At 70.4% G+C, this 12,957-nt stretch carries 10 protein-coding genes; 7 read left to right on the top strand and 3 right to left on the bottom strand.

The genetic code is table 11. From position 1 onward, the window contains the following. The first annotated feature begins 10 nt into the window (after window positions 1-10). The 3 genes from ACZ67T_RS12245 (at window position 11) to ACZ67T_RS12235 (ending at window position 2,422) form a co-directional block, all read left to right on the top strand. The gene (locus ACZ67T_RS12245) at window positions 11-742 is read left to right on the top strand and encodes a GOLPH3/VPS74 family protein (protein ID WP_116512478.1); all 732 of its coding nucleotides are present in this window, start codon (window positions 11-13) and stop codon (window positions 740-742) included. Window positions 743-1,097: 355 nt separating this feature from the next. Further along, window positions 1,098-1,967, top strand: coding sequence for a helix-turn-helix domain-containing protein (locus ACZ67T_RS12240; protein WP_469983480.1), 870 nt, complete (start codon window positions 1,098-1,100; stop codon window positions 1,965-1,967). 245 nt (window positions 1,968-2,212) lie between these two features. Beyond that, a complete protein-coding gene (locus ACZ67T_RS12235) occupies window positions 2,213-2,422 on the top strand; it encodes a DUF397 domain-containing protein (protein ID WP_356288190.1) in 210 nt (69 codons plus the stop codon). 166 nt (window positions 2,423-2,588) lie between these two features. On the opposite strand, the gene ACZ67T_RS12230 is transcribed toward ACZ67T_RS12235, so the two are convergent. Continuing rightward, on the bottom strand, window positions 2,589-3,431 hold the full coding sequence (locus ACZ67T_RS12230; protein WP_469983479.1) for a hypothetical protein: 843 nt from the start codon (window positions 3,429-3,431) through the stop codon (window positions 2,589-2,591). A gap of 81 nt (window positions 3,432-3,512) precedes the next feature. Here ACZ67T_RS12230 and ACZ67T_RS12225 point away from each other — a divergent pair, with 81 nt between their 5' ends. Both ACZ67T_RS12225 and ACZ67T_RS12220 read left to right on the top strand, forming a co-directional pair. Continuing rightward, window positions 3,513-4,295, top strand: a complete 783-nt coding sequence (locus ACZ67T_RS12225) for an SDR family oxidoreductase (protein ID WP_469983478.1) — start codon at window positions 3,513-3,515, stop codon at window positions 4,293-4,295. Between the two features lie 234 nt (window positions 4,296-4,529). Beyond that, window positions 4,530-6,116, top strand: coding sequence for a sodium:solute symporter family protein (locus ACZ67T_RS12220; protein ID WP_469983477.1), 1,587 nt, complete (start codon window positions 4,530-4,532; stop codon window positions 6,114-6,116). Between the two features lie 59 nt (window positions 6,117-6,175). Here ACZ67T_RS12220 and ACZ67T_RS12215 read toward each other — a convergent pair whose 3' ends face one another. Further along, the gene (locus ACZ67T_RS12215) at window positions 6,176-7,315 is read right to left on the bottom strand and encodes an ADP-ribosylglycohydrolase family protein (protein WP_469983476.1); all 1,140 of its coding nucleotides are present in this window, start codon (window positions 7,313-7,315) and stop codon (window positions 6,176-6,178) included. 261 nt (window positions 7,316-7,576) lie between these two features. Between ACZ67T_RS12215 and ACZ67T_RS12210 the strand changes: the two genes are divergently transcribed. Beyond that, window positions 7,577-8,659: a tyrosine-protein phosphatase gene (locus tag ACZ67T_RS12210; protein ID WP_469983474.1), complete on the top strand. Its 1,083-nt coding sequence runs from the start codon at window positions 7,577-7,579 to the stop codon at window positions 8,657-8,659. A gap of 181 nt (window positions 8,660-8,840) precedes the next feature. Further along, window positions 8,841-10,280, top strand: coding sequence for an FG-GAP-like repeat-containing protein (locus ACZ67T_RS12205; protein ID WP_469983472.1), 1,440 nt, complete (start codon window positions 8,841-8,843; stop codon window positions 10,278-10,280). Window positions 10,281-10,353: 73 nt separating this feature from the next. Here ACZ67T_RS12205 and ACZ67T_RS12200 read toward each other — a convergent pair whose 3' ends face one another. After that, entirely contained in the window at window positions 10,354-12,936 is a 2,583-nt protein-coding gene (locus tag ACZ67T_RS12200) for a bifunctional FO biosynthesis protein CofGH (RefSeq protein WP_469983470.1), read from the bottom strand. Between the last annotated feature and the right edge of the window lie 21 nt (window positions 12,937-12,957).

Genomic DNA, 12,957 nt, shown 5'->3' with positions numbered 1-12,957 from the left:
GGAGGCATGGATGGGCAGGAGCCGCAGAACAATTCCGGAGGAGCTTCTGCTGCTCGCTCTGGACCCGGCCACGGGTACCACAGCGCAGCCGCAGTCGCTCGACCTAGGTCTGGCCGGAGCACAGCTAGTAGAGCTGGCGCTGGCCGGACGGATAGCCCCAGACGGGGATCGTATCGCCGTGGTGGCACCACGGCCGACCGGAGATCCGACATTGGACTGCGCACTGGAGTTGCTGCGAAGGCGCGGCACCCCGGTACGCGCGGTGCACTGGATCGGCGGGCCCCGACTGGGGCTGCGCCAGACGTATCTCTCGCATCTGGAAAGGTGCGGCATGGTCCATGCCGTGGCCGGCCAGATGTGCGGAGTGCTGCCGACGACTCGCTACCAGGCGACGGACACGGCCATCAGCCGGGAGATCAGGTCCCGGCTGGACAGCGCGATCCGTACCGGCGTACCGCCGGACCCACGGACCGCGGCGCTCGCCGCACTGGCCCACGCGGTCGGACTCGGCAAGCACCTGTACCCGGGGAACGAGGGACGATCGTCCCGCTCCCGGCTGCGGGACCTGATCAGGCACGACCCCATGGGCGGCCTCGTGGCGCACGCCGTGATGGACGTCCAGAACGGTGTGGCCGCTCAGCCGCGCCGCAGCCCGGCCCCGCCGGGAAGGGGAGCGCCGGAGCCCGGCAGGGTTCCGATGCAGCCGCATCACGGGTCGATGGCCCGCGCCGTGGCGCACTGAGCAGGAACACGGGCAGGACCGCGAGTATCAGCACCGCACCAACTGAACAGCCCGCACCGCAACAGCGCCGCACCGCAGTCCCCAAAGACCGGTCCGGGAGCCGCTGAGCCGCGCGGGGTACCGGATCCGGACGTCGGGACGACGACACGGGCCGGCACCCCGCGCGGCCGCGTGTCCGGTCACTGCCACACATCCCGCCACGGCCGCATGTCCGGCCACGTGCCCAACTGTCGTGTCCGCTGCGCATATCCGCCGTTTCCCAGCGGTATGAAGCCCAGGGTGGCAATCTGCTGAGCAGCAGATTCGCAAGATACGCAGAGAATCACAGAGGCACGCAGCCGGAGGTGCACGTCCCGTGGCGTCCAACGTCAATCCCACCGTCAGGCGGCGCCGGTTGGGCCAGGAGCTGCGCCGGCTCCGCGAGCTCAAAGGCATGACCGCCGAAGAGGTGGCCGAGCGGCTCCTGGTCTCACAGTCGAAGATCAGCAGGCTCGAGAACGGGCGGCGCAGCATCAGCCAGCGCGACGTCCGCGACCTGTGCGGGGTCTACGAGGTCGAGGACCACCGCATCGTCGACTCGCTCATGCAAATGGCCAAGGACTCCCGCCAGCAGGGCTGGTGGCACTCCTTCGGCGACATCCCGTACAGCGTCTACATCGGTCTGGAGACGGACGCGGCGAGCCTGCGCGTCTACGATCCGCAGGTCGTGCCCGGCCTGCTGCAGACCCGGGCGTACGCGGAGACGCTGATCACCGGCGCGCTCCCGGAGACCACGCCGAGCGACATCGACAAGCGCGTCCAGGTCCGCGTCCGCCGCCAGGAGCGCATCGTGGCCCCGGACAACCCGCTGCGGTTGTGGACCGTCCTCGACGAGTCGGCGCTGCGCCGCGTCGTCGGCAGCCGGGCCGTCATGCGCGAGCAGCTGGAGCACCTGGTCGAGCAGTCGCAGCTGCCCCACGTGACCGTGCAGGTCATCCCGTTCGACATGGGTGCGCATCCGGGCCTGAACGGCCAGTACGCGATTCTGGAGTTCCCGGACGCCGCGGATTCGAGCGTCGTCTACATCGAGGGCGTCACCAGTGATCTCTATCTGGAAAAGGCCAACGACGTGCAGAAGTACAGCGTGATGTACGAGCATCTGCGGGCACAAGCACTGAATGTGGAACAATCCCGACAGTTCATCGCGAAGATCGCCCAGGATTACGCACTCCAGGAAGCGGTCTAGAGAAGATCCAAAGGTGGTCCAGAGGGACAGAATCCGCCCCGCGCGAGAGAAGTGCCGCACGGTACACCTTCGCCGCGGCGGGGCGGAAGACCCCCATGGAATATGCCATCCGGTCGAGTGAATGGCCTCTTCGCGCACCGATGTTGGCGAGTAGCGTCGATCACGCCATCAAGCACCACGTTGGCGCAATCCGCTTCACAGAAGCGGTGACAGCAAATTCGACACTGGCTAAACCGGAGCAAAAAATGGCAATTCAGCAGGGTGGCACGAATTCCTGGACCAAGTCGTCCTATTCGACGGGGAACGGCGCATGCGTCGAGGTCAAGTCCCCCCTCCTGCACGCGATCGCGGTGCGGGACTCGAAGGCCCCCGAGGGGCCCTCGATCGGCTTCGCCCCCGATTCATGGAACTCCTTCGTGACCGAGGTCGGCCGGGGCGCCTTCGACGCCGCCTGAGGCATCGGAGAGCACCCCATCGCAGCACAGCGCCAAATCGGCACCACCACATCAACTCAGCACCACAGCACCATTTCGGCACCAACAGAACACCACTGCGGTACTGAAAGAGCCCTCTCGACTGGCCCGCCGTCCTGGCCGAGGGGGCTCGGCTTTTTTCAGCCGGTCACCCGCGCAGCCGGTCCACGTACGTGTCGGTGCCGGGGATCGTCGGGATGAACGGAGCCACCAGTTCGACGCGACCGAGGCCCGACTCGTGAACCGCCGCGTCCAGCCCCGTGAAGTGGTCCTCCCAGCAGTCCGCCGGATCCGCTTCCAGGAACCACAGGAGCGTCAGCCGGGTGTCGACGCCCTCGACCTGCTTCACGTACGACATCCGGTCCCCCGGCAGCGGCGTCGGGCGGAAGACCGTGACCATCGCCGCCGGTGAGCCCGCGATCCGCTTCGGCAGGTGGCGCGAGCGCAGCCACTCCAGCAACTCGTCGCGCTGCTCGGGCCCTTCGGCGTCGATGACCTCCACGACCAGACCCCGGTAAGGGTGGTCGAGTGCGTGATGGTCGCGCGGTCCGGCCGCCCCGTCGCGGTACACGGTCGCCGCGTGATCCTGGAACGCCGTGAAGACGTGCGTGCGGTCCTGGTAGACGCGCCCGTCCCGGTTGAGCCGCTTGTTGATGCCCACGGTCCACTTCATGTGGTCGTCGTAGCGGCCGTCGGTGATCCAGTACGTGGAGATGTAGCAGCCAGCGGTGACCGGCTGCGCGACCGCCGACTTCTCCGGGTAGCGCAGCAGCTGGAGTTCGCGCGGGGCCACCCAGCGGCGCCCCGAGTACATCCAGGGCATGGCCATCGCGCCGGCGTAGTAGTGGTCGTCCTCGTACCAGCGGTTGTACGCGTACTCATGGCCCGGGTGCGGCTCGACCATGGTGATCAGGGCGTGCCCGGGGCGAACCCCGTACGGGCCGACCGATGCCAGCTCCGCGTACACCTCACTCCTCGTGTCCTCGCTCACGACGCTCCCCTTCCTTCCTCCACCGGACGGGCCTACTCTGACGCCCCGTCAGAAGAACTGCCATAGCCGGGAGGCGACCGGATGCTCCTGAACGGAAAGACAGTGGTCGTGTCGGGGGTCGGGGCCGGGCTCGGCCACCAGGTCGCCGCGGCCGTGGTGCGCGACGGCGGCAACGCCGTGCTCGGCGCGCGCACGGAGGCGAACCTCGCCAAGTCGGCCGCGGAGATCGACCCGGGCGGTACGCACACCGTGTACGCGGCGACGGACATCACCGACGAGGGCCAGTGCGAGGCGCTGGCGGGGCTCGCGCGCGAGCGGTTCGGCTCGGTCGACGCCGTGGTCCATGTCGCCGCCTGGGACAGCTACTTCGGAGGTCTCGAGGACGCGGACTTCTCGACGTGGCAGCAGGTCATCGACGTGAACCTGCTCGGCACGCTGCGCATGACGCGGGCCTGCCTGCCCGCACTGAAAGAGCGGGGCGGCTCCGTCGTCGTCATCGGCACCCAGTCGGCCGTGGCCGCGCCCTCCCAGGTGTGGCAGGCGGCGTACGCGGCCTCGAAGGGCGCGCTGACCTCGGCCATGTACTCCATGGCCCGCGAGCTCGGCCCGCACCGCATCCGGGTCAACACCGTGCTGCCCGGCTGGATGTGGGGGCCGCCGGTCGAGGCGTACGTCCAGTTCACCGCGCACACCGAGGGCGTGCCGCAGGACGAGGTCCTCGCGCGGCTCACCGAGCGGATGGCGCTGCCCGAACTGGCCACGGACGGGGACGTGGCGGACGCCGCCGTGTTCCTCGCGTCCGACCGGGCGCGGGCCATCACCGGGCAGTCGCTTCTGGTCAACGCGGGCGAGCTGATGCGGTAGTTCCGCTCGGCGACCCCGACAGGCCGCCCCGCACGAGCAGCCAGGACCCGACCGCACGGCACCCACTGCCGTGCGGTCCTTTTTGCCCCCATCTCTATTCACGGACATGAACGCAGGTCAATAAGTAGAACGATTTTACCGTCCCTTGACCCTCCGGTGCGTTGTCCTGGCCCTTCGGCTCCCCACACCATGAACGGCGTTCATAAGTAGGACCAGACCCCTGGAGGGGGCTCAATGAACAGTCTCGACTGGGCCGTGCTCATCGGCTATTTCGGCGTGATGATCGCGATCGGCGTCTGGTCCCACAAACGCGTGGACAACGTCTCCGACTTCTTCACCGCCGGCGGCAAGATGCCCTGGTGGCTGTCCGGCATCTCGCACCACATGTCCGGCTACAGCGCCGTCATGTTCACCGGGTACGCCGGCATCGCGTACACCTACGGCGTGACGTCCTTCGTCACCTGGTCGTTCCCCATCGCGCTCGGCATCGCGATCGGTTCGAAGCTGTTCGCGCCGCGCATCAACCGGCTGCGCTCACGCCTGCATGTGGCGTCGCCGCTCGAATACCTCAAGAACCGCTACAACCTGGGCACCCAGCAGGCGCTGGCCTGGTCCGGCATGCTCCTGAAGATCGTGGACGTGGCCGCCAAGTGGGCCGCCATCGCCACCCTGTTGTCCGTCTTCACCGGCATCTCCATCAACCAGGGCATCCTGATCACCGGCGCCATCACGGCGATCTACTGCACCATCGGTGGACTGTGGGCCGACGCGCTCACCGAGCTGGGGCAGTTCATCATCCAGCTCATCGCCGGTGTCGCCATGTTCGTCGCCGTCGTCTCCAAGCTCGGCCCGTTCGGCGGCATCTTCGGCGTCTGGGACGAGCCGGAGCTCGCGGGCCACGGCAAGCCGCTCGTCGGCCCGTACGGCACGGTGTTCCTGCTGGCGTTCCTCTTCATCAAGCTCTTCGAGTACAACGGCGGCATGCTCAACCAGGCCCAGCGCTACATGGCCACCGGCTCCGCCCGCGAGGCCACGCGCTCGGCCCGCCTCTCGGCGGTCCTGTGGCTGGTCTGGCCCGTCGTCCTCTTCTTCCCCATGTGGGTGTCGCCGCTCCTGGTGCACGCGCAGAAGCCGGACGGTTCGGACTCCTACGGCCTGATGACCGAACAGCTCCTGCCGCACGGCCTGCTGGGCCTGGTCATCGTCGGCTTCTTCTCGCACACGATGGCCATGTGCTCCTCCGACGCGAACGCCATCGCCGCCGTCTTCACCCGTGACGTGGCGCCCGCGGTCTCGAAGAAGGCGAAGGAGCAGTGGGTCGGGAACAAGGGACTGCTCGCCGCCCGCCTCACCACGGTGGTCTTCCTCGGCCTGTCCATGGCGGTGGCCACACAGGTCAACTCGCCCACGTTCAAGGACATCATCACCGTCGTCATCAAGTGGGTCGCGGGCCTGATGGGCCCGATCGCGATCCCGATGATGCTGGGTCTGCTGCGCACCTTCCGCAAGTCCGGTCCCACGGCGGCGATCACCAGCTGGGCCATGGGCCTGCTCGCCTTCTGGCTGGTCAACTACCCGATCAGCTGGAACGTCGAGGGCGGTGTGCCGCTCGAGTACCAGGTGTCGATCCCACTGGCCGTCTCGCTCGTGCTGTACATCCTCATCGGCTACGTGAAGCCGGAGGACACCCCGGAGCGGGACGCGCTCATCGAGCGCGTCAACACGGACGACGACGGGTCCGCCTCAGCGGCGGCCGTACCGGCGCCGGCGGAGCCGCAGGACGGGGCGGTGGGCTCGCAGCCGCCCGGCCGGCTCTCGTAACGGCTGTTCCTCACCGGGCGCCGGGCGGGCTGATCACAGCCGGTCCGGCGCTTCGGCGTTCACGCCCTCGGGTAGCGGGCCAGCCACCCCGGCGAGGAAGCCGCGGGGCTGTGCAGGGCGGGCCCCTGCGTCATCTCCATCGCGAAGTCGTCGGCGATCTCCAGGACGGTGGGGCGGCCCTCCAGCTCGGTCACCCAGCCCGGCGGCAGCGCGGTCTCGCCGTGCAGGGCGCCGAGCAGGCCCCCGCACAGCGCGCCCGTCGCCTCGGACGGGCCGCCGTGGTTCACCGCGAGACACAGGCCGTGCCGTATGTCCTCGCCGACCAGGGTGCAGTACACCGCCACGGCGAGCACGCCCTCCGCGAGCCCGTCCCCCACGAGTTCGTCGACGCGGGCGGCCGACGGCATGCCCTGGCGGACCGCGCCGAGCGCGTGCTTGAGCGCGTCCGTGACCGGCTGGTGCCCCGGCCGCGCGGCCAGCAGGACGAGGGCGCGCTGCACGGCGCCGTCCAGGCTCTCGCCGCGCGCGAGTCCGTGCACCAGGACCGCGTACACGCCCGCGGAGAGGTAGGCGGCGGGCGCGCCGTGCGTCTGGACCGCGCACTCGGCGGCGAGCTGGAGGACGAGCTGCGGCTCCCAGCCGACGAGCAGGCCGAACGGGGCCGAGCGGGCGGCCGGCGCGGATCCGGCGGCGGAGACGTTCTTCGGCTTCTCCAGGGTCCCCATGACGTCGTTGCCGAGTCCGAGGAGACAGTCGCGGGAGGGGCCGCGGCGCGAGTACAGCCACTCCTCGCGGGCCAGCCAGCCGTCCTCCTTGCGGCGCTCGTCCGGGCCCCAGTCGCGCTGGGTCGCGGCCCAGCGGAGGTAGGCGCGGTGCACGTCGGTCGGCGGATGCCAGGCGCCCGTGTCGCGCCGCACCTGCGCCCTTATCAAGCCGTCCACGGTGAAGAGCGTCTGCTGGGTGGCGGCGGTGACGGCGCCGCGGCGCCCGTGAGCGGGAGCCAGGTCGGTCAGTCCCTGCGGACCGTGCGCGGCCCTGATCTCCTCGAGGGAGAGCCCGGCCAGCGGCGCCCCGAGCGCATCGCCGAGCGCGGCCCCGATGAGCGTGCCGCGGACCCGGCTGCGGAAATCCTGCTGCTCGGCGCGGCCCCATACGGCCGATGAGGGTCCCCCCTGCTTGGGGGTCAGTGGGGCTGCCACGGGGAGCTCCCCTCCGGGTCTCGTTACGCGTGCGACGACTGCGCAGCACTGTAATCGACGGGGCGTACCCGGTTGAGAGCCGAAGCGGCACAGGCGAAGTCGCCCTTGAGCCCAATTCACCTGCTTTTCTTCCGCAAAGCGGACGAAGCCCCTGGGAGCGGCCGGGCCACCCGCGGCACGGCGCCGCTCGACCGCCATCCGACGTGCGGTGTTCACCGTGCGTTGGCGTGTCGATCGCCGGGCACCCGGAACATCCGCAGCATGACGCAGATGACTCGTGTCAGGGCCTCCTCGTACGCCCTGGCTGCCGCCCTCCTCGTGGGCCTCTCCGCACCCGTCGCCGCCGCGCACCCCGCCTCCCACGACGGGCACACCTCGAACCACCGCATCCCGTTCACTTCGGCGACGGTGACGGCGTCCGAGGACGGCTCCTCCTTCACCGTCGAGTGGAAGGCGCCCGGTGTCCGGCACGTCGCGGTCCGCGCGGGCGGCCGCACCGTCGCCTCCGGCGGCTCGGCCGGCAAGGTCACCGTGCGCGGTCTGCCCGCCGCCGACCGCCAGTGGTTCGACCTGGTGCCCGACCGTGGCCAGGGCCTGCACCTCGCCGACCGCGAGATACGCCTCGACGGCGGTGTCAACTTCCGTGACGCGGGCGGCTACCGCACCACCGACGGGCACTGGGTGCGAATGGGTGAGATCTACCGCACCGCTTCCCTGGACAAGCTCAGCGACCGGGACCTGGCGAAGCTGAAGCGCCTCGGCATCTCCGTGGACTACGACCTGCGTACGCAGCAGGAGCGCACCACGGCGCCCGACCGCGTCCCCGCCGGCACCCGCTACGTCGTCGCGGACGTGCTCGGCGACCTCGGTGGCCTGTCCGGCCTGCCCGCGACGCCGGAGGCAGCCGCCCAGCTGATGGTGGACGCGGAGAAGAGCATGGTCTCCACCCCGGCCGCGCAGAAGGCCTACTCCACCGTCTTCGACGGCATCGCCGACGCCGACGGCGCGAACGCGCTGTTCCACTGCACCGCCGGCAAGGACCGCACGGGCTGGGCGAACGCCACGCTCCTGACCGCGCTCGGCGTGCCGCGCGACACGGTGATGGACGACTACCTGGCCAGCAACACGTACCGCGCGAAGGAGAACGCGGCGACGCTCGCCGCGATGCCGCCCGCACAGGCCGCCGTGTACAAGCCGCTCCTGGACGTCCGCCCCGAGTACCTGAACTCGGGCTTCCAGGAGGTGACGAGCCGCTACGGCACGTTCGACAGCTACCTGGACAAGGCCCTCGGCCTCAGCCGCAACGACGTACGCGACCTGCGTAAGGACCTGCTGGTCGGCTGACCGACTCCCGCTGTTCAGGCCCTCGTTCGGGACACACGTGCCGAACGAGGGCCTCCGCATGCCCTGTTGAGCCCTGTTACAGGCTTGGGACGTACGCGCTCCGGGGCGCGTACAACGTTTCCCGTGGGTGGCCCGTCTTCCTTCACGTAACCAGGAACACCCCCACAGGACACCAAGAAGGATGGGAACAGTGCGCCGCACTCTCGTCACAGCCCTTGCCGTCACCGCGCTCGCCGTGCCGTTCGGACTCGCGTCCGCCGCCGGTACCGCCGCCGCTGCCACACCCGTTCCGCCTCGCGTCCCCGCCACGGACTTCAACCACGACGGGTACGGGGACCTCGTGCTCGGGGCGCCGGGCGCGACCGTGTCCGGGAAGGAGACCGCCGGGGCCGTCTCCGTGGTCTACGGCGGGAAGAACGGGCCCGACACCGCGCACGCCAAGGTCTTCACCCGCTCCACCACCGGGATACCCGGGACCGCCGAGGAGGGCGGCTACTTCGGGGAGCGCGTCACCAGCGGCGACCTCGACGGGGACTCGTACACCGACCTCGTCGTCGCCGGGCTCGGCGGCGCGCCGAGCGTCGTGCTCTGGGGTTCGGCCGCCGGGCTCAGCGGGCAGGGCAGTGTCGCGCTGCCCACGTCGACCGGGATGTTCGCCGTCGGCGACTTCAACGGCGACGGGCACCGCGACCTCGTCACCGACGACTACCCGCGCAGCGACGACCCGGACGACGACGCCGCCGGGATGACCGTCTCCTACGGACCCTTCGACCGCGCGAGCGGCAAGCCGGCCGGCCGGGACACCTTCGCCACCAGCCAGACCTTCGGCCCCGCCGACATCGTCGTCGGCGACATGACCGGGGACGGGGCCGACGACATCGTGACGAGCCACGGCTTCGAGGAGTCCGCGTACGCCAGCAAGTTCTGGAAGGGCGGCAAGTCCGGCGTCAGCCACACCGCGAAGTCGCTGACGTCGTCGTTCCGCGGCGCCGTCGGTGACGTCGACGGCGACGGGTACGGCGACCTCGTCGTCCACGACATCGGCGACAACTACGAGGACATCCCGTACGAGAAGGGCACCGTCCTCGTCATGTACGGGACCGCGGACGGACCCTCGACGACCCGCACCAAGACCATCACGCAGGACACGGCCGGTGTGCCCGGCGTCGGCGAGAGCGGCGACATGTTCGGCTCCGACATCTCCGCCGGTGACGTGAACGGCGACGGCTTCGCGGACATCGCCGTCGGCGTGCCCGGCGAGGCCATCGGCACCATCAAGGACGCCGGCAGCGTCGTCCTGCTCAAGGGCGGCCGCGCCGGCCTGTCCGGCACGGGCGCGCAGGCCTTCAACCAGTCCACGACCGCCGTACCCGGCGCCTCGGAGACCGGCGACGGCTTCGGCCAGCAGGTCGTCCTGTCCGACCTGAACGGCGACGGCAAGGCGGACCTGACCGCCGCCGCTCCCCTGGAGGACGGCACGTACACGGACTCCGGCGCCGCGTGGGTGCTGCGCGGGGCCACCGGCGGGCTCACCACGAGCGGCATCACCTCGTTCGGCGCCGCCGCCGTCCATGTCCCGGAGAAGAACGCCCAGTTGGGGCAGGACCTCGGCGGGCGGTGAGCGACGACGAGGCGGGGGTGGGGAACCCGGTGGTCCGCGGGTTCCCCACCCCCACCCGCACAAGAAGCGCCGCTCAGTCCCCCAGCACCGGCAGCAGTTCCGGCAGGTGGCCGTCCGAGGCCGTCGCCGCGCGCTGCCGCTCCTGCGGGACCTCCCCGTACAGCGTCGTGCGCGGCTTCGCCGGGCGGCCCGCTGCCTCCGCGATCGTGACGAGGTCCTTGATGGAGCGGTACGAGCCGTAACTGGAGCCCGCCATCCGGGAGATGGTCTCCTCCATCAGCGTGCCGCCCAGGTCGTTCGCCCCCGAGCGCAGCATCTCCGCGGCGCCCTCCGTGCCCAGCTTCACCCAGCTCGTCTGGATGTTCGGGATGTGGGGGTGCAGGAGGACACGGGCCATGGCGGTGACGGCCCTGTTGTCCCGGGTCGTCGGGCCCGGGCGCGCGATGCCCGCCAGATAGACCGGCGCGTTGGTGTGGATGAACGGCAGGGTCACGAACTCCGTGAAGCCGCCCGTCTCCTGCTGGATACCGGCGAGCGTGCGGAAGTGTCCGAGCCAGTGGCGGGGCTGGTCCACATGCCCGTACATCATCGTCGACGACGAGCGGATGCCCAGCTCGTGGGCCGTCCTGATGACCTCGACCCAGGTCGCCGTGGGGAGCTTGCCCTTGGTGAGGACCCAGCGGACCTCGTCGTCGAGGATCTCGGCGGCCGTGCCGGGGATCGAGTCGAGGCCGGCCTCCTTCGCCGCGGTCAGCCAGTCCCGGATCGACATGCCCGTGCGCGTCGCGCCGTTCACCACCTCCATCGGGGAGAACGCGTGCACATGCATGCCGGGGACCCGCTCCTTCACCGCCTTGGCGATGTCGAAGTAGGCCGTGCCCGGCAGGTCGGGGTGGATGCCGCCCTGCATGCACACCTCGACCGCGCCCACGTCCCACGCCTGCTCGGCCCGGTCGGCGACCTGGGAGAGGGAGAGCGTGTACGCGTCCGCGTCGGTGCGGCGCTGCGCGAAGGCGCAGAAACGGCAGCCGGTGTAGCAGACGTTCGTGAAGTTGATGTTCCTCGTGACGATGTACGTGACGTCGTCGCCGTTCACCGTCTTGCGGATGTCGTCCGCGATGCCGCAGAGGGCGTCGAGCGCGGGGCCGTCCGCGTGCAGCAGGGCGAGCGCCTCGTCGTCGGTGAGCTTCGTCGGGTCGTCGGCCGCCGTCGCGAGCGCGGCGCGCACATCGCTGTCGATGCGCTGCGGGACCATGCCGGGCGCGGCCTGCTCGCGCAGCGCCTCCCAGTCGCCGTACACGTCGTCGAAGTCGTCGCGCCGGTCGGACGTGCGGCCCGTCGTGTCGATGGTGCGGTGCAGGTCCGTGCGGCCGGTGGCGGTGAAGCCCTCGTCGGGCTCCTGCCAGGGCAGGCCCTCGGGGCGCGCACTCTCGTCGGCGAGGCCCGTGTCGGCCAGGGCGAGGGCCCGCACGTGCGGAAGAAGGCGCGGGTCGAGCCACGGTTCGCCGCGCTCGATGAACTCCGGGTAGATCGTGAGACGCTCGCGCAGCTCGAAGCCCGCCTCGCCGGTCTTCGCGGCGAGTTCGTCGATGTGCGGCCAGGGGCGCTCGGGGTTCACATGGTCCGGGGTCAGCGGGGACACCCCGCCCCAGTCGTCGATTCCGGCGCCGATCAGGAGCGCGTACTCCTCGTCGACCAGGTTCGGCGGGGCCTGGATGCGGGCGGAGGGGCCGAGGATGTGGCGGGCGACCGCGATGCACGCGGCCAGCTCCTCCAGCTCCGCGTCCGGCATGCCGCGCATCGCCGTGTCCGGCTTGGCGCGGAAGTTCTGGACGATGACTTCCTGGATGCCGTGGTAACTGCGCTGGATACGGCGCAGCTGGAAGAGAGAGTCGGCCCGCTCCTCGTACGACTCGCCGATGCCGATGAGGACGCCGGTGGTGAACGGGACGTTCGACCGGCCCGCGTCCTCCAGGACCCGCAGCCGGACGGCGGGTTCCTTGTCGGGCGAGCCGTGGTGCGGGCCGCCGGGCTCGGACCACAGGCGCGTCGCCGTCGTCTCCAGCATCATTCCCATGGACGGCGCGACCGGCTTGAGGCGCTGGAGGTCGGTCCACGTCATCACGCCGGGGTTGAGGTGCGGGAGCAGGCCCGTCTCCTCAAGGACGCGGATCGCCATGGCGCGCACATAGGCGAGCGTGTCGTCGTACCCGTGCGCGTCCAGCCACTCGCGGGCCTCGGGCCAGCGGTCCTCGGGCCGGTCGCCGAGCGTGAACAGGGCTTCCTTGCAGCCCGTCTCGGCGCCGCGGCGGGCGATGTCGAGGACCTCGTCCGGCGACAGGTACATCCCGTGGCCGTCCCGGCGCAGCTTCCCGGGGACGGTCACGAACGTGCAGTAGTGGCACTTGTCCCGGCACAGCCGGGTCAGCGGGATGAAGACCTTCTTCGAATACGTGATGACGCCCGGACGGCCCGCGGCCTTCAGGCCCGCGTCGCGCACGCGCGCGGCGGACGCCGTCAGGTCCCGCAGGTCGTCGCCGCGGGCCTGGAGCAGGACCGCCGCCTCGGCCATGTCGAGGGCAACGCCGTCGCGGGACCGCTTCAACGCGCGGCGCATCGCGTTGGCAGTGGGTCGTACAGCCTCCGGATCACTCATGCTCCCGAGGATACGAGCGCC

It is taken from the genome of Streptomyces sp. NPDC107517 (assembly GCF_055582645.1).
The sequence above is the reverse complement of the archived record's forward strand: the minus strand, read 5'-3'. Positions and strand labels throughout refer to the sequence as shown.

What these genes read in the sequence shown, in the direction of transcription:
- ACZ67T_RS12200 (WP_469983470.1), bottom strand. Translation starts at nt 12,936, where the DNA reads ATGAGTGATCCGGAGGCTGTACGACCCACTGCCAACGCGATGCGCCGC.
- ACZ67T_RS12225 (WP_469983478.1), top strand. Translation starts at nt 3,513, where the DNA reads ATGCTCCTGAACGGAAAGACAGTGGTCGTGTCGGGGGTCGGGGCCGGG.
- ACZ67T_RS12220 (WP_469983477.1), top strand. Translation starts at nt 4,530, where the DNA reads ATGAACAGTCTCGACTGGGCCGTGCTCATCGGCTATTTCGGCGTGATG.
- ACZ67T_RS12205 (WP_469983472.1), top strand. Translation starts at nt 8,841, where the DNA reads ATGGGAACAGTGCGCCGCACTCTCGTCACAGCCCTTGCCGTCACCGCG.
- ACZ67T_RS12235 (WP_356288190.1), top strand. Translation starts at nt 2,213, where the DNA reads ATGGCAATTCAGCAGGGTGGCACGAATTCCTGGACCAAGTCGTCCTAT.
- ACZ67T_RS12210 (WP_469983474.1), top strand. Translation starts at nt 7,577, where the DNA reads ATGACGCAGATGACTCGTGTCAGGGCCTCCTCGTACGCCCTGGCTGCC.
- ACZ67T_RS12245 (WP_116512478.1), top strand. Translation starts at nt 11, where the DNA reads ATGGGCAGGAGCCGCAGAACAATTCCGGAGGAGCTTCTGCTGCTCGCT.